This window comes from Marimonas arenosa, assembly GCF_030848945.1.
GTDB classification, from domain to species: Bacteria; Pseudomonadota; Alphaproteobacteria; order Rhodobacterales; family Rhodobacteraceae; genus Marimonas; species Marimonas arenosa.
Map to the genome: position 1 here is coordinate 111,247 of NZ_JANHAX010000005.1, position 19,163 is coordinate 130,409.

At 55.5% G+C, this 19,163-nt stretch carries 17 protein-coding genes, 1 tRNA gene and 1 pseudogene; 11 read left to right on the forward strand and 8 right to left on the reverse strand.

Going from position 1 to position 19,163, the window contains the following annotated elements; genetic code table 11:
- Positions 1-53: 53 nt before the first annotated feature.
- A complete protein-coding gene (locus tag NO357_RS15690; protein ID WP_306736650.1) occupies positions 54-1,511 on the reverse strand; it encodes an FAD-binding oxidoreductase in 1,458 nt (485 codons plus the stop codon).
- A 170-nt stretch (positions 1,512-1,681) separates the two neighbouring features.
- On the opposite strand from NO357_RS15690, the gene NO357_RS15695 reads away from it, so the two are divergent.
- Positions 1,682-2,368: a GntR family transcriptional regulator gene (locus NO357_RS15695; RefSeq protein WP_306736651.1), complete on the forward strand. Its 687-nt coding sequence runs from the start codon at positions 1,682-1,684 to the stop codon at positions 2,366-2,368.
- 233 nt (positions 2,369-2,601) lie between these two features.
- Here the strand turns inward: NO357_RS15695 and NO357_RS15700 are convergent.
- A pseudogene (locus NO357_RS15700) lies at positions 2,602-3,234 on the reverse strand (tyrosine-type recombinase/integrase).
- Positions 3,235-3,585: 351 nt separating this feature from the next.
- On the opposite strand from NO357_RS15700, the gene NO357_RS15705 reads away from it, so the two are divergent.
- The 3 genes from NO357_RS15705 (at position 3,586) to NO357_RS15715 (ending at position 6,570) form a co-directional block, all read left to right on the forward strand.
- The gene (locus NO357_RS15705) at positions 3,586-5,085 is read left to right on the forward strand and encodes an endonuclease toxin domain-containing protein (RefSeq protein ID WP_306736652.1); all 1,500 of its coding nucleotides are present in this window, start codon (positions 3,586-3,588) and stop codon (positions 5,083-5,085) included.
- Entirely contained in the window at positions 5,082-5,651 is a 570-nt protein-coding gene (locus tag NO357_RS15710; RefSeq protein ID WP_306736653.1) for a contact-dependent growth inhibition system immunity protein, read from the forward strand. The genes NO357_RS15705 and NO357_RS15710 overlap by 4 nt, the downstream gene beginning before the upstream one ends.
- A 295-nt stretch (positions 5,652-5,946) precedes the next feature.
- A complete protein-coding gene (locus NO357_RS15715) occupies positions 5,947-6,570 on the forward strand; it encodes a DUF6512 family protein (protein WP_306736654.1) in 624 nt (207 codons plus the stop codon).
- A 161-nt stretch (positions 6,571-6,731) separates the two neighbouring features.
- On the opposite strand, the gene NO357_RS15720 is transcribed toward NO357_RS15715, so the two are convergent.
- Both NO357_RS15720 and NO357_RS15725 read right to left on the reverse strand, forming a co-directional pair.
- On the reverse strand, positions 6,732-7,235 hold the full coding sequence (locus NO357_RS15720; RefSeq protein ID WP_306736655.1) for a fasciclin domain-containing protein: 504 nt from the start codon (positions 7,233-7,235) through the stop codon (positions 6,732-6,734).
- Positions 7,236-7,501: 266 nt separating this feature from the next.
- A complete protein-coding gene (locus NO357_RS15725) occupies positions 7,502-8,041 on the reverse strand; it encodes a DUF3833 domain-containing protein (protein ID WP_306736901.1) in 540 nt (179 codons plus the stop codon).
- Positions 8,042-8,126: 85 nt separating this feature from the next.
- Between NO357_RS15725 and NO357_RS15730 the strand changes: the two genes are divergently transcribed.
- The 3 genes from NO357_RS15730 (at position 8,127) to NO357_RS15740 (ending at position 10,658) form a co-directional block, all read left to right on the forward strand.
- Entirely contained in the window at positions 8,127-8,435 is a 309-nt protein-coding gene (locus NO357_RS15730; protein WP_306736656.1) for a DsrE family protein, read from the forward strand.
- 200 nt (positions 8,436-8,635) lie between these two features.
- On the forward strand, positions 8,636-9,061 hold the full coding sequence (locus NO357_RS15735) for a hypothetical protein (RefSeq protein WP_306736657.1): 426 nt from the start codon (positions 8,636-8,638) through the stop codon (positions 9,059-9,061).
- Between the two features lie 421 nt (positions 9,062-9,482).
- The gene (locus NO357_RS15740) at positions 9,483-10,658 is read left to right on the forward strand and encodes a cytochrome P450 (protein WP_306736658.1); all 1,176 of its coding nucleotides are present in this window, start codon (positions 9,483-9,485) and stop codon (positions 10,656-10,658) included.
- Positions 10,659-10,925: 267 nt separating this feature from the next.
- On the opposite strand, the gene NO357_RS15745 is transcribed toward NO357_RS15740, so the two are convergent.
- From NO357_RS15745 to NO357_RS15755, 3 genes are all read right to left on the reverse strand, one after another.
- On the reverse strand, positions 10,926-12,017 hold the full coding sequence (locus tag NO357_RS15745; RefSeq protein ID WP_306736659.1) for a UDP-3-O-(3-hydroxymyristoyl)glucosamine N-acyltransferase: 1,092 nt from the start codon (positions 12,015-12,017) through the stop codon (positions 10,926-10,928).
- A 1,134-nt stretch (positions 12,018-13,151) separates the two neighbouring features.
- Positions 13,152-13,736, reverse strand: coding sequence for a VPLPA-CTERM sorting domain-containing protein (locus NO357_RS15750; protein ID WP_306736660.1), 585 nt, complete (start codon positions 13,734-13,736; stop codon positions 13,152-13,154).
- 653 nt (positions 13,737-14,389) lie between these two features.
- The gene (locus NO357_RS15755; protein ID WP_306736661.1) at positions 14,390-14,833 is read right to left on the reverse strand and encodes a hypothetical protein; all 444 of its coding nucleotides are present in this window, start codon (positions 14,831-14,833) and stop codon (positions 14,390-14,392) included.
- 212 nt (positions 14,834-15,045) lie between these two features.
- Between NO357_RS15755 and NO357_RS15760 the strand changes: the two genes are divergently transcribed.
- From NO357_RS15760 to NO357_RS15775, 4 genes are all read left to right on the forward strand, one after another.
- A complete protein-coding gene (locus tag NO357_RS15760) occupies positions 15,046-16,491 on the forward strand; it encodes a S1C family serine protease (RefSeq protein WP_306736662.1) in 1,446 nt (481 codons plus the stop codon).
- Positions 16,492-17,090: 599 nt separating this feature from the next.
- A complete protein-coding gene (locus NO357_RS15765) occupies positions 17,091-17,729 on the forward strand; it encodes a hypothetical protein (RefSeq protein WP_306736663.1) in 639 nt (212 codons plus the stop codon).
- Between the two features lie 100 nt (positions 17,730-17,829).
- A complete protein-coding gene (locus NO357_RS15770; RefSeq protein ID WP_306736664.1) occupies positions 17,830-18,246 on the forward strand; it encodes a hypothetical protein in 417 nt (138 codons plus the stop codon).
- A gap of 72 nt (positions 18,247-18,318) precedes the next feature.
- On the forward strand, positions 18,319-18,936 hold the full coding sequence (locus NO357_RS15775) for a hypothetical protein (protein WP_306736665.1): 618 nt from the start codon (positions 18,319-18,321) through the stop codon (positions 18,934-18,936).
- Between the two features lie 99 nt (positions 18,937-19,035).
- On the opposite strand, the gene NO357_RS15780 is transcribed toward NO357_RS15775, so the two are convergent.
- Positions 19,036-19,111: transfer RNA gene (locus tag NO357_RS15780), tRNA-Thr, on the reverse strand.
- Positions 19,112-19,163: the final 52 nt, after the last annotated feature.

Consider the following 19,163-nt stretch of genomic DNA (forward strand, 5'->3'; position numbering starts at 1 on the left):
GGTTCCTCCCTCGGATGGTGTGAGTTCGCGCGGCAAGCCACGCATATTGCGGATCATCCCGGCGGAAGCAGTTTGCCGGGGTTCATGATGTTGTTGATATCCAGGGCGCACTTGATCGAGCGCATCACTGCCAGTTGCGCGGGCTCTTTCAATTTGGTCATCACCGACAGCTTGCTCTGCCCGATCCCGTGTTCGGCGCTGAACGATCCGTTCAATTCGGCCAGCAACGCGAACACCTTTTCCTTTGCGGTCTCCAGCGGCAACGCGTTCCATTCCCGACCTTCCGTCGCGGACAAGGCATAGTGCAGATTGCCATCGCCCAGATGTCCGACCGTCAGTGGCCGGAACCCGAGGCGATCCATCTCGGCATCCATCTCTTCGACAAAGCGCGCAATCCGGGCCAGTGGAAGCGAGATATCGAGATGATAGGCAGGGCCGGCCTCGGTGATCGCCTCGAGGATCGACTCGCGCATTTTCCACAGGTCGGCGCGCTGCTGCTCGGACTGCGCCATCATGGCATCCAGCACCAGCCCCTCTTCCATCAAACCGCCCAGAAGTTCCATCACCTCGGCTTCAAGGCGGATGCTTCCGTCCTGCATCTCCTCACCATCGTGCGGCCGCGACGAGGCGACCTCGACCAGAATGCCGGTTGCCACCTTTCCTGCCAAAGGACGGCGAATGGCCGGGAAGACCTTGCAGATCACATCCAATGCCGGTTGCGGCATGTATTCGAAGGCCTCTACGCCGCCGCCGGTATGGTCCTGAAGGCGGTTCAGAACGGTGAGCGCGGATTCCAGCTTGTCGACAGACAGGAACGCGGTCGAGCGGGCTCTGGGCGCCGGATAGAGCTTGAAAACCGCAGCCGTGATGATGCCCAACGTGCCTTCGGCGCCGATCAGAAGATCCTTGAGGTCGTAGCCGGTATTGTCCTTGCGAAGGCCGGTCAGCGCATTGATCACCGAACCGTCCGGCATGACCGCTTCGATGCCAAGGCACAATTCGCGGGTATTGCCATAGCGCACGACATTCGAGCCGCCGGCATTTGTCGACAGGTTGCCACCAACGGTGCAACTGCCTTTGGCGCCGAACATCAATGGGAAGATGAGACCCTGTTTCAACGCCGCGTCGTGCAGCGTTTCCAGCACGACACCGGCCTCGGCGGTCACGGTTCGCCCTTCAGGGTCCAGAGACCTTATCGCGTTCATCCGGGTCAACGACACAACCACTGACGCACGACCAGCCAGCGGAACGCCCCCTCCGCACAAGCCGGTGCGCCCACCCTGCGGTACGACCGCGATGTTGCGGGCGTTGCAAAGCTTGATCAGCTCGGCGACCTCGCCCGTTGTGCCAGGGCGAACAACCGCCAGCGCCGTCGAACGGTACAATCCAGTCCAGTCGGTAAGATAGCTCGCGACGTCCTCGGGTTGGGTCAGAACATGCGCCTCACCCACGATCGCCCGAAACGCATCGACATGACCGCCGGCATCTGTGTTCTGGATCGCTTCAATCAACTTGCTCGCCCCGCTGGCTTGGCTCGCGACATCGAAGGGCGCAGCCCGTCGACTCGATCACTCTACCATCCAACATGGTAGTTTGCATTGTCAAGAGCCATGTAACATGTCAGTTTGACATCAGGGTCCGCGTCACAGATCATCCCGCTGACAACGAAGGAGCAGCCCCAATGCAACCAGTCGAGCATCCCAAGTCGCTCATGGAAGTCACAGCCGAGAAAATCCGTGACGCCATTGTTTCCGGTGAGTTGTCGTTGGGCTCGAAGCTCTCGGAACAACGTCTTGCAGATGTCCTGGGCGTTAGCCGCTCGCCTGTGCGTGACGCGCTGGCGGCACTGCAATCGGAAGGGTTGGTGACGATTTCACCGAAACGAGGAACATTTGTCTTCACGCCCGATTTGCGCGTTGTTGATGAGCTTTGTGAGCACCGCGCGATTCTCGAGACTGCTGCACTTCGCCTTGGGATCGAGCGCAATCATGTTGGCTTGATACGCGAACTTGAAAAAGCCAGCGCCGCAATGGAACGGGCTCTGAATGCGAAGGACCCCCATGGATACACACTAGGGGACCATCAGTTCCATGATGCGATCATCCATGGCGCGTCAAACCGGTCGCTGGAAAAATCCTACAACCTCACGATCTCGCCGCTCAAGGCGCTGCGAACGCATCTTTTCACGATCATGAGTGAAAACACGGATCGTTCAATGGGCGAGCATACGGCGGTGATCGAAGCCGCGCGGGCCAAGGATGCCGATCGGGCTGTATCGTGCCTGGAAGAACATATCGGACATCTCGCAGAGGCGTTCCGTGCCAAACTGTCATCTGATGAAACCGGCAACGTGAAGCGCGCTGTCTAGTCGTCGCGAAACTCCAGAACGTTTTTCCCATCTGGGTGCAAACCGGAACCGTTCCACCTAGCCGTCATTCTGAAACTAACGTGGGCACGTCGTTTTCTAACACCAAGCACGATGCATCTGCGAGCACCGACGCTAAACCATGTCTGCAATGGGAACGCACTTCGCTTTCGTCGCCACTTGGTCGTGTGTTTTCTTTAAGCTGGCGAACGGCAGGTACCGTCCGCCAACATGGTTCAGATGTCGATGCGCTCAGCAATACTTAGAGCATCTTCGAGCTCAACCCCAAGGTAACGCACCGTACTATCGACCTTCGTGTGGCCAAGCAAAAGTTGCACAGCCCGAAGGTTGCCCGTCTTGCGGTAGATCTCTGCAGCTTTGGTCCGGCGGAGCGAATGGGTACCGTAGCCGCTCGGTTCCAATCCGATCGCTGCCACCCAATCACGAACAAGCCGACCGTACTGACGCGTTGAGATATGCGGGCGGTCGTGGAAGCAACTAGGGAACATGAAGTGGCAACCAATCATCTCGGGTGATCTCACCCACGCAATCACGGTATCTCTGGTGTTTTCAGTCAATTCAAACTGAACGGGTTTCTTGGTTTTGCTCTGAATCACCGAAACCCGTTCGCGAACGCGATCGTCTTTGACCAAATCAGTCACCGCGAGTTTGACCAGATCACAGCCTCTCAGCTTGCTATCAATCGCCACGTTGAACAGCGCAAGGTCGCGAAGATAGCCCGCAAGTTCGAGCAGCGCGCGGATTGCCCATACCTGTTTGGAAAGCAGCGGTCGTTACTGCCCGATGATCCGATCCTTGTTCCAGGCTTTGCGCTTAGGGGTGACTGCGGGAAGTTGGACTCTTGGCATAATTTGCCCTCCGATCCTCCCACCATACCCAGACTTCAGCACCGCGCTGACGCAGAGACCATAGCATCGAGTCGAATGGCTGTTGTTCGAAGGCACAAGAACGCATGGTCTCTGCACGTGCATAAGGCCGCGAAGAGCCCATACATCCAATTGCTGCGCGACGTACGAATGGCCGCTATGGCCAATCAATCCTATTGGCACCGTACGGTGTGATTTCAGCTTGTTAACCGGACTCCCGGAAAATGCCCCCCGTTCATTCGGATGCGGCGTGGTCTATGGAAACGAAGTTTACTCAATTTCTGAGGTCGGGCGGGAGCGGCGGTTACGTGTTGTCGAGGGGGCACGCGCGGGATGGAAGCGCGCCCGCTATCGCGCAAAGCAGATATCCCCGGCCTTGCCGCTTTGCAGCGGCAATTTGCCACCAATCTGGACTTTGCGGATCAGATCAACGTTGACCTCCTATTGCGGTTCACCCGCGATGGGTTTCAAGTTCCTCTTTCCGCTGCCGACTTGGCCGACGTTTCTAGTGAAAAGGCCGCCGCGATTCAGGCGTGGTCGGAGCGGTTGGAAACGATCTGGGCCGACCATGGCGAGCGGCCAAGCCGCTTCAATTCCGTCCGTCGTGCGATGGAAAAAAACCTGATCACGTCATTCTCCGGGCTGATCAACGAACGCAGGCAACGCGCCCTTGGGATTGATCAGTACATCTGGCGGTCCCGTGACGACGACAAAGTACGCCATGTACATGCCGAGCATGACGATAAGGTCTTTGATTGGGACTATCCGCCGGAAACCGGTCATCCCGGACAAGCCTATAACTGCCGGTGTGTTGCCGAACCGTACCTCCTTGATGAACCAGTTTGTGAGCCTGATTTCGTGGCGGCTCAGGTAGCCCATGGTCGTGGAGTGGATGCGGGTGTCTGGGAAGCCATCAAAGACACCTTGGCGGACATTTGGCAAACGCTGAACGAGATTCCCGATAACCTCGCATGGGTCACCCGATTGGGCGTTCTGTCGGCGCGCGAACGGTTTGGAACGCTTTCTGACGAAGAACAGGCCGAATTGGACGAAATGCGCCAAGCGGTTGAAGACCATATCGAGGAAATCAAGGCATTTTGGCGCGATTTCCCGGAAACGGCGAAAGCGTTTGCGGAATATGCCTACGCTGTTGAGACCCGCCCCGGCATGGTGATGGACGAGTATGCCCGATGCCGTGCGACCTTAGCTCAGGTGGAAGAGGCCGCGCGGGAACGGGCCTATCTGAATACGTTGATTGCCTTGAACTTGGCCCCGGCGGGATTGGCCGCGAAGCTGTTGCGTCGCAGAGGGCGGCGTGGTGATACGAGTGATCCCGACCGTTTGCGAGACGAACTATTGGACGAAGCGCAAAACGCCCGCCGTCTGCCATCCGATCCTGACTGGGATATAATCGACAACCCCGGAATCCGCTGGGGAGGGCCGATCAAGGAACAGGGCGGACCTTGGGAAGATCACCTTGAGCGATTGGGCGGTCTGGGAGATCGTACACCTGACAACTTCAAGACATTCGATTTCTTCGACCGTGATGCAGGCATTGCGACAAGTGCAAAGACGCTGGACACCCGCGCGCCGGGATATGTGGATCGGCCCAGCCGTATCTACGGTGCATTGAAGCGATACATTGATCAGATCGACGGCTTTGATGGGTCCAATCTCAATGCCTTCCCATTGGACCCGGACGAAATCGACTTCAAACGCCTTGAACTCGCCATTCCAAATGACACAACACCTGAACAGTTTACCCAAATTCAACGGGCGATAGACTACGCTGAGAGTTTGGGGATCGAGGTCAGAGTTAGGCGAATCCAATGAGAAAAGTGCTAACCTTCGAAGAACAAAGAGCAAAAGCCCTAGCGGAAGCGGCGGAGCGGAAAAAACGCGCCAAGCCTCCTAAGGAGTCCAAGAAAGCGATCATTAATGCGCATCGCGCTTTCACGAAGATTGTCTCATTTGCGGTCTACCGTTCGGGATGCCCTGACCCCAAGGGTTACAATGAATACCTCGAGCCAAACATGAATGCAGAAGATATGGGGCGTGAAGCGCGTGCCGCTCTCATGGCGAGCCGCTTCATATCGCCCGATCACCCGGAATGGGATGCAATCATGCGGTGGCCGACACCGGAGGAAATCAAAGCGCTGAACGAAGCCGACAAAGCGCGCGCGGGTGTCAAGACCCTGAAAGCGCTGTACAACGGCGCAGGGAGCGTGACGCTGACCTTGCAGGACGCAAAGATCAGGCTCAAGCCATGGCGCTATCGCGGGCGTTCCAGTTGGGAGGGCATTCGCGGCCATGAAGATACGGTCTTGCCGGAAGATGTGTCGGACGAAGCGTTTGGCAAGGCCATTCTGGACGCATTGGATATCAGCCGATCGGCGTAGGTCTTCAATGGAAATGCGCCAGTTAAACCAGATCTTGGAGCAGGTGCAGCGAAGTCACACTTTGTCCCGCAACTTGTGAGTTGGGTCGGAATTTTCCGCTGCGTGGGGCACGAATGGACGGTTTGTCCGCTGCGTGGCAGCGTTATCTTCTATGCAGCTGCGGAAATTCTTGTGCTGCGAGCGCACACGGCACGATAATCGAATTCACGGGTTGGGCTCAGAACGGTCTTTCGCTGCTATCGGAACGAGTGACCGCTCTGCGGGACTAAGCAGGCCTTCGCTCACAAAAGATGGAATGACGGACTATTCTCGTCGAGGGAGCGTGATCCAAGCCAATTTCATACTATATTCGAAAACTATGAATATTGGCCTTGATCGTATGGCTCATAACAAGACGTTGCTGCGTGTCGAACTGATTGGGGCCGTCTTCATGATCGCCCTCGGCTCTTTGTTGCATTTCGTGTTCGATTGGTTTGGAGGATGGACGCCACTTGCTTTGATCGCGGCAGTCAACGAGTCAATCTGGGAGCATCTCAAGTTGGCTTTTTGGCCGGGTGTATTATGGGCTACGATCATGCCCCTCAGGACAGGTCTTTGCCGCTTGGATGTTTTTTCCGCAAAGGGCGTCAGCCTGCTCGTCTCAGCTGTTTTGATTGTGCTGATCTTTACCTCTTACACCGCAATCCTGGGTGAAAATCGTCTCCTGTTAGACATTGGTACATTCGTTTTAGCGATCCTTGCGGGCCAGCTTTTCTCAGCGTGGTTGCTGGTGCTTGATACGGACTGGAGACGGAGGCTTTTTCTGCCAGGACTTGTTCTGCTCGCACTTCAACTGGTTACTTACAGCCTCTTCACGTATTTTCCGCCGGACCATTGGCTGTTTGTCGAGGCCCGCAGCGGCCTCAGAGGAATTTTCTAGCTCGGTCGAGCGAATAGATTGGACTCGAAACGGATGCAAAAGTCCCGCGATCTTGAAAAGGCTTGGTCCGACGTCTGCATCCAGGCGAAAACCCGATAGGCTAAAAAAAAGGGGCGCGTGCCAGCCTGCTCGCGCCCCAATATTACGTTGCTTTTCGGAGCTTAGTCGCCAGGAATCAGAACCTTATCAATTACGTGGATAACGCCATTGGTGGCCTCCACATCAGCCGCAACGACCTTGGCGTTGTCGACTTTGACGCCGTAGCGCGCGTTTACGCTCAGACGGTCGCCCTGAACGGTGAGCACCTTCGCTTTCTTGCCAGCAATATCACCGGACATGATTTTGGCCGGCACCACGTGATACGTCAGAATGGCGACCAATTGGTCCTTGTTTTCCGGTTTCAGGAGATTTTCAACCGTACCCTCGGGCAGGGCCGCGAAGGCATCATCGGTAGGAGCGAAAACGGTAAACGGACCATCACCTTTCAGCGTGTGCACCAGGCCAGCGGCCTGTACAGCAGCCACCAGCGTGTTGAACGAGCCAGCGTTCACTGCAGTGTCCACGATGTCCATTTTGTTTCCATGCCCATCAGCCAACGCTGCGCTGGTCGCGGCAAGAGTAAGAGCAACGCCGCTAACGGCTGCGATGAAAGTACGTCTCAGCATTTGGATATCCTTTCGTTTCCAGATGTGAAGACTACGTTGGATGCGATCTGTTGGATTGGTTGCATTGCGGACAAACCCGTGGCTAGAGATTGTATGCTTTTGATAAATATAAAGAATACGTTTTCGTGAGGACCTGTTTCATTGTTGTTGGACAATACTTGGGCAGGACGTCAAAATGGTCTCAACTGTTGGCTCGCAGCTATTGTCTGGCGGTCTCAGCAGCATGAGCTCAGTGTTATCTGTCCGTGAAGACTACGGGATTGAACCTACCGCTTCTCGAAGAATATCGTGACTTCGCCCAACGTAATGCCGAAGCGGCTCATGTATGCTTTGTTAAGTAACCGACCGTCGGGCAACAACCACATCCAATCGTCGAAGCTGACCCGTGTCGTACTGTTTTCCGGTCCTGGCAAATCTATTGTATATCTCCAATTAAACGTGTCGCCACGCTCTTCGCCAACGGCGAGACCCCGAACACCGTCAGCCGTGCCTTCCCAGGTCTCGTCACCAGTCTGGACAAGTTTCCAGACCCGACGTTCTTCACGACCATCGTCGTATGAGAAATCTTCAACCAGGGTTAAGATACTTCCATCCCATTCGCCTTCGATCTCAACGACGAAGCGCTGCCTTACTTTCCCGAACCGGTCTTGGAATTGACCATAGGCAACCGTTGTTCCGTCGAAGTATTCCTCGAGCTCGAGTTCCCTCGCGCTGAGGTTTTCATCGCCCAAATCAGGGCGGCCACAAGCAGCCAAGGAAAAAACAGTCACGGCGGACACTGCAAAAAGCGAAGTTTTTCGATGCATGAAAGCCTCCAATTCTACCAGTACGGCCACAGAGGCCATAAGGATCAAGAAATCCTGGGTGGCGTTGGCGGCCGCGAAAGCTATAATGTTCGCCCATGAGAAGTCTCTGCGGAACGGGCATAAGACCGCGATCTGGATGAACGTCCGGGCGGTTTATCTCGCCGACAAGAAAAGCTCGAGCCACATTTATGGCCTCATGGCCGAAAAGGGCACATGTATCCAAGACATGTCGTCCGCTTTCATGGCGGATTGTGGTGTCGTCATTATGTGCCAGGCTTGTTCTGCAGCGGCAGGCTTGACCGAGGGCGACTATATCGACGGCGTGCAAATGGGGAACTTCCCGATTGTCGAAAGCTGGTTGTTCGATCCGAACGTGAATACGCTCTCCTGGTAAGTATTTTCCATGAGAACAAAAAAGGGGCGGCAATGCCGCCCTTTCTTATCTTGCGAAAAAGGCTGCTGTGGGCTCAAAGCTGCCGTTCGCCGCGATCCGCACCAACGACTGTTCTGCGGACGAAGCCGCCCGTCAAAATGCTTTGTCTTTCTTGACTGAGCAGAACATGCGAATAGTGGTTCCGACCGAAGGAAGAAATTATGCAGAACTTGTCTGAAAGACTGTCTCGCGAACTGATCCGAAAGGGTAATCTGCCCATCTCAGCGGAAGGCATTGTACGGTTGCGACCCGATATTGCCGGTGAGATGACAACTGCGCAGACTGTCCTGGACGATGAATTTGAACTTGAACCTCAGGTAGCCGTAAGAGGGCAAGCCGAGAAAGTTGAAGAGGACGTTTTGGAAGCGAGGTTTGTTCCGGCTTCAGGCGACGTTCAGCAACAGCATCTTTTTGTCCTTGAGGCCCCTGAAACACAAAGCGATGACGATAGAATAAAGCGCTGGTCGAAAATGCCCGTCTCCTACGGCTCATTTGTTCAGATCAAAAAGTTTCTGACGGAAGCTTGGGGTGAAATACGTGATTTGGAGGTTCAACTTTCGAAGGTGCAGTTGAGCCGAATGGATTGAACTGAGAAACAACGAAAGGCGTCGTTAAAGGACCAAACTAGCATCCGCTTGACTCGGAGCGGACCTTCCCGAGAAGCCCATCAATGATCGCTATGCGGGACCAAGCCGCCTGATGCAGCCGTGGAGAAGAGTGAAACGGATTGTGCCCGAAGGACACCCGTTTTGTGATAACGATGCGGCGACAGGACTGGCTTGCCCGAGGTGGACCTGTGCCGCCCATGGATAGCCGGCGTCCCGGGCCCTCAACAATGAGCAAAGATGCAGCCCCGGCCATTAGGCGCTCAGCAAAGAACTCAAGAAACCGGGGAAGCAGCACCGGTCCGGACCCCTGCAAGAGCGGTTTTTTCACGCCTGGACCCCGGATCGAGCGACTTTAACGTTCTCCTTGGCCACAACGACATACCATAGAAAGGCTAGTCCCATGAAGGCACTCTTTGATGAGTATACGAAGCAACGCGAGCAGGCACCCATCCACATCATTGATGCGCCAGGGGGCCCTCGCTACTGCATCTACCGCTACGAAGACGTCGCCGCGGCGTTCAAAGACCAGTGTTTCGGCGGCGCACAGACGCCGCCTCATCTGCTCAGGCTGTTGCGGTGGATCGGTTTATCTGCATTGGCGAACGCCGCTGAACATGGGTTCTTCGCATCGCTGAACGCCCCCGACCACACGCGCATTCGGAAGGTCATGGACCCCGCCTTTGCACCGCGCGCCATCAAAGCGCGGGAACCGCTAATTGAGCACATCGTTGGGCAGTTTATCGACCTACTCGACGGGCGGGAGGAATTTGACCTTGTCGCGGAATTTGCAGCACCGTTGCCGGCTTGGGTCATCGCCGATGTGTTCGGGTTTCCCCCCGCCGAGATGGATTCGGTAAGAAGATGGACGGATGACCTACTCCCCATGGTGGACCCCGAAGTCCGGAAGAACACGCTCCTGCGCAGTCTGATGGCCTTTTTCAAGTTCCGGCGCCGCGTGCTTCAGCTTGTCGCAGAACGAAACAATGATCCTAAGGAGGACCTGCTTTCGGCCTTGGCAGACGCCTTTCACAGGTCTGGCACAATTACACGCGACGAGATGGTCGGCTCGGCCGCCCTGGCCCTGACCGCCGGTCACGTGACGACCAGGCACCTGCTTACCAATTGCGTTCGTCTCTTGCTTGAGAACCCCACCGCCTTGGAAAGGGCGAAGCAGGAGCCCGACACTCTTGAAACGGTAATAGAAGAGACCGCTCGCCTGCTAAGTCCGCTCCAGACGACCGGGCGCGTGACGACTGAAGACGTTGAGCTGGCGGGTCAGAAGATCCCCCGCGGATCCAAGGTTCGCATCTTCATTGGTTCCGCAAACCACGACCCCAGAAGATTTGAGAACCCGGATGAGTTCGATATCGACCGCGCGGCCGCAAGACATATGGGATTTGGTGGCGGGATTCATTATTGCATCGGCATCCACCTCGCTCGCGTCGAGGTCAAGATCGCGCTCAGGGAACTGTTTAGACGTTTTCCTAATCTCAGCCCTGTCGAGGATGGCATTCACTGGGGGGCCAGCAGGAAGTTTCTGGGGGTGTCCCGTTTTCCCGTGCGGACAAACGTTTAAGGTCGGATCCCTGAACATCTGAGATGCGGACCAAAGAGTCCCGTCGTGACTTGATCCGCCAGATGGTGAATTGGTTGCTGTCTGCAAAGCCGCCAACGTCTTCCCCGAAAGCACTCTCGAATGGCTGCGTTCGTGGCTCACTTGACGAGATCCTTGGCGATCTGGCGACGTGGAACCAAGGACATCCATTCGGCTCACTCTCTGTCCCGCTGACTTCAGCGGTCCTGCATCAAGCCGGCAAAGAGTCACAAGGGCGCTGCTCAGTTCTTAGTTCCGTTTCTCCATAGAACGCAGTGAGCTTTTGAGCTCCGCAATGGTCTTGATGAGTCGCGGCAACCGGCGCAGGGCCTTGTAGGCCTCTACGTTCCGGTCGAGTGGCATCGCAGGGTATCCCATCATCGCCCGCCCAGCTGGCACATTGGATGCAACCCCGGACTTGCCCGCGATAACCGCATCATTGCCGACGGACAGATGGTCGGCAATTGATGCCGCCCCTCCCACAACCACACGGTCCCCCAGAAAGGAGGAGCCGGCGACACCGGAATGACCACACAGAAGGCAGTCATTTCCAATCGTGACGTTGTGGCCAATCTGAACCTGATTATCGATCTTCGTACCTGAGCCGATGGTGGTGTCCTGGACAGTGCCGCGATCAATGGTGCTGTTGGCACCGATCTCAACGTCGTCTCCGATGCGGACCGACCCCAGTGAATGAATGCGTACTAGGCTTTGAGCCCGAGCTTCGAACCGACTGTCCAGCGTCTCACGTACGCTCTCCACCGTGGACTTCTCTGGTGTAACGAACGAAAAACCGTCAGCGCCGATCACCGCACCAGGCTTAACAAGCAGGCGATCGCCAGCGTGGACCCGTGCGCCAATCTTCGCCCCTTCGAGGATCAGTGCGTCGTCGCCGACATGTGCGTCCGCACCGATCACGGCATGCGCGGCGATCCGGGCGTTCCGTCCAATCAACGCACGCTTCCCGATCACCACGTACGGGCCGATGGCAGCTCCGGATCCGATGTCCGCGGTGGGATCGATGTCCGCGGATGGATGCACACCGGGCGCAATGTCCGGTCCCTCATCCATCAGCTGTGTTATCGCCGCCATCGCAAACCTTGGCCGCGGAAAGAAAATCGCGGCTTCGAGTCCGAGACCCCGCCAGTCGGCCCCTTCCCACAATATTGCAGCGCGCGCGGCACTGCATTCGAGCTTGTCCGAGTACTTTGGGTGCATGGCCAGCGCCAGCGCGTCAGTTCCGGCTTCGCTGGGCTCCGCAGCGCGCTCGATGCGGATACTGACATCGCCCTCTGCCGGGACGCCGAGTTGGTCAGCAATCTGTTCAATTGTGTAGCTCATCTCAACGAGCTCCGCCTTGCTCCAAGGACGTCAAATGCACAGCCTCGATAAGTGCTCCGGTCTCGCCCTGCGATGGTCTGGTGATTGTTGCGATCTTCCACCGGGCCCCCTTTTTCAGGGCCATGGTGCGACCAAGTTCGACCCACAAAAGCAGAGAACCGATTGACGGCTCGCTTGCGCGACTTCCTGGCACGAAATCATTGACCCTTCACCTCAGCATCGGCCAGAATTGTCCCTAGATCAATGGCGTATTCATCGGTCGTTTGGCGGTGCGTAGACCCGTCTCCATGAATCGAGGCGAGGTACTTCCTGGCTGGGTACGCCGCGGTGCCAACGACACAGGATCGGTGGAGAGTCGGCGTTTCGTGTTGCAACAGTTTGAGTCAGCGTTGGACTCCGACCGCAAGCCTTGGCTTGGAGCATGTGTTGGGCAATGGCGGACAGCAGGCACGACCCGCTAGTAACCAAGTGATCCTCCCCCAATGCAGTGGTCCGCCGTTATGTTTAGGAAAACGGAGGATCAGAATGGCTACGAAACGACACAAACCCGAGGAAATCGTCACGAAGCTGCGGCAGGTTGAGGTGCTTGTCGGTCAGGGAATGACGCGGGTGGGCACCCATTCTCGCTGGCCCGATAGGCAAGCGTTACAAGAGCAACAAGAGGGGGGCTGGGCGTCACGTCCAGCTTCCCGAATACCTTCAAGCAACGGAAGCCTGGGCCTTCCTCAAACCCGGCCCCAGGGCGCTCTACATCGAACTGAAGCGCCGCTTCACCGGTCACAATAACGGGCGCATTATTCTCAGTCACCGGGAAGCCGCCAATGCCCTGAACTGCCACCGCAACACCGTGGGTGCATGGTTTGCGGAATTGGAACAGCGCGGCCTGATTACCATGACCCAGCGCCCCTATCTCGGCCCTTCAGGGGTGGGGCAAGCGCCGCTCTGGGCTTTGCAGGAACTGCCAACGGCGGATGGGAAACCCGCGACCAAGGCTTTTATAAAGTGGCGAGAAACGAAGGAGCTCCGAAAATAACGGTGCATATGCGCGGCAAAATGATTGGTTCAAGGGCAGAAACGTGCCAGCCGCACAGGCCGAGCACGACCGCTTTGAAAACTGATACTGTATCCGTTTGCTTAACTAGCTTTACGTCGCCGACGGATCAGGACCAAACCACCAAGTCCTGCGACTAGGATGGGCATTGATGCAGGAAGCGGAACTTCGGCAACCGACCACACTGCATAGACCAAAGAATTGTTGGGGCCACCGAAATCTTGAAAAATGTCGTAGTTTGTAAGGTAGAATTGGTCGTTTGCTTCAACTTGGTCATTCTGCAAATTCCCAGTCAAAGAACGATCAAATCCAGACATCGGAGCATAGGGGCTGACGACAAAGCAGCGTGCAAGCGATCCGCAACCTGACACATTTCCCGGGATGTCGTCGAACACCGGGTTATTGTCAAACAAGCTATCTAACGCGGCGAGGGCCGCCAAAATATTCCCGGCATTCAGTGCAAAATCGCTTTGCTCGTCGCACCCGGAAAACAGCGCGGCACATGTCCCATCCACGAACTCTACATCATACAATGTTCCGTCAACGTCCAAGCCGGATACGCCAAGCAACTGCCCGCCGACAACATTCAAAGTGACAGCTTTCGTTTCAGTGGCGGAAACAGCCAGTAGGCTCACGAAACCCAGGCACAATGCAAAAAACTTCTTCATAACTCCCCCCAAGAAGCTCAATCCGATAAAACACTCTGCCTCGTAGACCTAAATCTTCAAAGCACGATTTTGATTGGCAACTTCGCGGCAACAGAGCAAACGTCAGGCAGCCACTGTTTCGTATACGTGACCAAACAGCAACCAACCACTTCGTGGCACGGCGAGTAAAGAAAAACCCCGCACAAAAAACGTGCACGCGCGTCACAATGATTGTGACGGTTTGCCCGAAAAAGCCCGTCGATCCGCCGGACCCGTCCTGAAAATTGTGCCGGATTCCTGATTTTTCCAATGTTTCCGATGCACAGAAAACAGGACACGTATATATCTAGCCATAGGCAGTCATGTTCTCTTACCTTATTTCAATAGGACTGGAACATGTATGGCGAGCTGGAATGGCCGGAAGTGCATTCTACCTGCTACTGCACGCATATCTGGCGTGGCGCAACACACAATAGTCCCGTAAAATCGCTATTGTTTTCGGCAGACATGAGGGCTTCAGCTGGGGTATTTTCCTTCGACACCCCGTCTGGTGCGCAGCGTGTAAGGATTGGGCAGGAAACGGGTTGGCGAGGCGCACGGTTTGCGTCGGTTCGTAACCCAAGCGTGCGGGTTTGGCGCGCTTTAACCGCGCGTTCCCATCCGTTGGGACGGGCTTACTGGCAGATATATTCGATCCGCTCGCCATCCTCGGTGACCGCGACAACGCCGCCTTCGACCAGTGCGAAAGTGGCATAGGTCGCCCGGTGCGCGGCACCGTTCACGACGATGCTGCCGGTGCCCTGACCGGCGACGATGTTGGGCGCTTCGATATTGACATAGACGCCGGCGCCGATGAACTCGCCGATCATGTATAGCGTGCCGGGGATTTCATTGGCGCGGCCGGTCTTAATCAGCAGGTTGAGCTGGCTGCGCTCGCCCGAGGCGCCGATGCCGGTGGCGCCGGAATATTGGAAAAGCTGGATCTGGATGACGCCTTGAAATGGCACTCCACGGTAGTTGGCCTGGCACTGCATCTGCGACAGGAGAAGGCCCTGGGCGTGGGTTGCCGTGACCATGATGGCTGCGACAAAGGCGGCGAAGAGAAATCGGAGTGTCATGTCTGGTCCTCCCTAACGCCGACATAATAACACGGATCGGGCGGTTGAGGGGGCGAGGTGCCTGCATCCGTTTGACAACCGTGGTGACGGCGTCGGAAGCATGGCCCTAGGCATCCTACCGAACTCGATTAGCCTCCGTTTTCTTTCGACTTGAAGACGTTGCCATTCCACAAGCGCCTGTGGCACGCTCTCCGGAGAGGTGGAGACAAGATATGCGGCGCTTTCTCTTGGTAGTTATGGCGGTTTTTCTAGCCGCCTACCCTGCACCTGACGCACGCTCGCAAGACTTCGACTCGTTGTTCTGGGATTTCGATGCCCGCTCGCTAACGAAAGAGGACAAACGTTTCCTGCAAGCCGCCCTTGCATTCGAAGGTCATTACAAGGGGATGCTCGATGGCGCCTGGGGGCGGTTAAGCCAAAATGCGCTCGAAGTATTTTCAAGCAAGGAGTTCGGAACCGACGCCGAAGACTGGCATATGGCAATGCTTGCCATGTCATTTTTCGAAAGGATTGAGGCAGACGGATGGAACATGCACCATTTCAGCAGACTGGGCATGTCGATGATGCTGCCGACCAAAACCCTGATTATCGACCCCCAAAGCAGCGATTTCCTTAACTACCGGCACTCACGTAGCAGCTTGTCCATATCCATAGGTGCGCTCACCCAAGCTAAGGCCCAAGGCATGCATGACTTCACGATTGGGCGCCACGAGTTGTCAACCAATCCTTACTCAGTCCGCAAAACGAACTTTGCGGTTTCCTCCGGCACAAGGCGAGATGGTTCAACACTCTACACACGTTCGAATTTTGTTAACGGTTCTTGGCTGACTGTGATGTTGTCCGCTGATAAGCGCGACGAGAACATTCTCAACGCCGTTGCATCGAGCATTGCGCTCGGCAAAGTGCAACCGCTTGCCATTTCGCCTGGAGGACATCTCGAAAGGACCCTCGCAAGAACGATGGAAGCGGTCGCTGCTATCGAGGAACAGGAGAGGCAGGGAAGAGTTTCAGAGCCCTCTTCAGCGCCGCCTCCGTCCAAACCTGACGACAGCAGGAAATCCGGTTCAGGCTTCTTCGTTTCCGCGTCAGGGCACGTTCTGACAAATGCGCATGTAGTCTCTGGTTGTCGTGATGTTCTTGTAGACGGAGAGAAAGCTCAGTTGACCAGTATTTCCGAAGAGTTTGACCTGGCGATAGTCAAGACTTTCAAACCAGACAACAAGACAGTCGCAGTTTTTTCTCCTAGCCCTGCTAAATTGAACTCGGACGTCACAGCAATTGGCTATCCATACTTCGGAATCCTTGGGGGCCTGAACGTAACAAGGGGGTCCGTCTCATCGTTAAAGGGATTGGGTGGAGATGCTACAACCATGCAAATCTCGGCTCCTGTGCAAACGGGTAACTCAGGAGGACCGCTTCTCGGCTCGGACGGCGAAGTCGTTGGCGTGGTCGTTTCAAAACTTGACAGCATCAAGGTGTCTGACGCGCTGGGTGATGTTCCACAGAACGTGAATTTCGCCGTTCGCGGTGAGATAGCAAAGTTGTTTCTCGCTCAGAACGGGGTCGATCCCCTCCTTGGCTTTACGGATGATCCGCTGGAACCTGAACTCCTGGCAAAAAACGCGCTTGGTTTCACGGTTTTTGTCGAGTGCAGGTAGACAAGTCTCAACCGGCATTCGTGAGGCAGCGAAGAGGTCACCTATTCATTTGGGGATGAAAACACCTTTTTTGGCAAACTAGGTGCCCAGACCCAACAACGCTGCCTCCACAAAACTTTAAAATTGTAGCGAAATCTTGTCTATTACCCCCATCGGAAACGAACCGTTTACGTAACGTGCACAATGCGTCGCTCTGCAGCAGCCGCATTTTTCGAGACGACTTGAAGACTGCCGAGTCTGTGTAGACGAAGGCCAGGCAGAAAGATTCGATGACGGGCCAAATGAATGTTCGTATGGTGCCAAAGCGGGCCGAAATTCCATCTCCGGCTCCGAAAAGCTCTTAAAAAATCATCGATTTGGCCTCCATGTTGCACGCGTGGAAGATATTCATTGCCCGCATGCTGCGACGCGGCATCATTTAGGCGCCGACAGACCACGTGTGATAACTCCTCCCATTGCACTCGGTCGAAATAGGAAATCTGTGCGCAATACCTCCTCCCATTGCGTGGATTCCGAAAAGGCAAGGCCAAAAGGTCGTGGCTGGGCAGATAGCTGTCCAGCCACATCACCGACACTCTGGGCTCCGATCAGCGGAACACATGCCAGATACGTGCTCAGGGCGCTTGTGCGGCGTTCTGAAGGGCGTGCAGCGCCAAAGCCCGCCCGCAAACGCATCTCAGGCCAGTTCACTCACAGCGGACCTGTTTTCCGTCACAGAAGAAAGCGAGGCACAAGAACACATGCGCCTGCACTGCATTGCGGAGTTTGCTGTCTCTGCCGTTCAGAGGGCGCAGCAATGGAAACCCGAAAGTCCTGAACACCAAAAACTACGCGAAGTGCTGAGGCCGTTCCTGGCATGCCAATGGCAAGAGCACGGTGATGTTGTGACGGAACTTCTAGACTTGGAATTATCACGCGCCAAAAAGGCAACCCGGGATGAAATGGCGTCCTTGTTTCACCCGCTTATGACCGTCAATCGCAACACCGTGCCGACACCATGCGGGCATGGTGACAAGTCCGTGGCCGCACACGAAGACCTAGACATAGACGAGACGAATACGGAGAGAAGACGAAAAAAAGAAGAATACGAACACGGCGCGATTTCGGGTTACGATGGAACCGCAAGCGAAGTGACTGCGGAAGTGTCGGAGATGCTGATAATGGAAGACAGAGCCGAGAACGTGTCACGCTCGCTTGGACCTACCGAGGCGACGAAACGGAGTGCATTGGCGATGTAAAAGGCGTGATGTGGACAGCCCTCAGAGCAAAAGGGAGATTCATTACCTTGTCGTATAGACTTGAGAGAACAGCCAACGGAGGTTGCGTTAGGTTGTCGAAATGAGCAAATTTTCGAACTGGATTGAAGACAGGGTGACTAATGTATCGGAGGGGTTGTTGTGGCTCTTCGTCATCGTCGTTTTAATGGGTTCGCTTTTTGGAGCCGTAATAGTCCCAACCCTGCAAGGCCTGGAGTGGCTTGAGCATGGAAACTTACCGTCTCGGGATTTGTATTGGCTTTATGCCCTTTATGAGTGTGGAGAGAGCGTGTGCAGGCAGGAAAGCATAATCGTAACAGATTGGGTTGGCCTTAATCATATCATTAACTGGGCCATGGGACTACACGTCGCTGTATATGCAATCGTTGTGGGGTGGCTTAGCTACGGAGCTTCGATGGCTTGGGCGGAACTCATCGGAGACAGGAAAGCAAGAAAGGCTGGATTTCGCGCGCCTCCGCCTCCCCTGGATGACGATTGAGGTATCCGCAGGGTGCTGAGAAGTATCTCTGTCCAGTTTTGCTATTGATTTCGGTAAAATCCGGAGGCGAGAATGGGCGGTATTGGCAGCGGGCGACACTGGCATTGGGACTCTAAGTCCACGACCAGCGACATGCGCAAGCTAGACGTGCGACATTTGGCTCGTGAGGGGCTTCTTGAACCCGGCACACGGTTCAGCTGGCAATGGTCATGCGATGGCAAGAAGGTCGCAGACATTCGGATAGTCACCGAGGCGGACAGGGTTCGACTGATCTACAAATCACGCAGCTACGGTGGCGATTGGGAACATTTCGACTATCCGGTGCGCTTGCTTTCTACGCCCTGCCACTACGGCGGGCATCGCGCCTGGTTCTCATGCCCGGCGCAAGGGTGCGGGCGGCGCGTGGCAATTCTTTACGGCGGACGCATTTTCGCGTGCAGGCATTGCCACCAACTGGCCTATCCCTCGCAAAGAGAAGAAAGCTACCAGCGTCACCAACGCCGGGCTGAAAAGATAAGGGAACGCCTTGGTTGGGGAACTGGGGCCGATACATGGGGACCAAAACCAAAAGGTATGCACAATCGCACGTTTGAACGCCTGGTCGCGGAACTGGGCTATTGGGAAGACCAGTCGGACGCTGGGTTTGCCCAGTATGTCCTATCGCGGTTTGGTAATCTCAGTCTGACGTGAAACCCACCAACGAAGCCACTTAGGTGGATAAAAAGGGGGATTAAAAAAACTAGTTAGTTAAAATTACCATTTAATAACAACAATTTAGTTGATATTTTATGGTGCCCCCACACGGACTCGAACCGCGGACCTACTGATTACAAATCAGTTGCTCTACCAGCTGAGCTATAGGGGCTCTCAAAGTTGATTTACGCGCGCAGAAAGCTCCGTGCAAGCGCCAATACGCT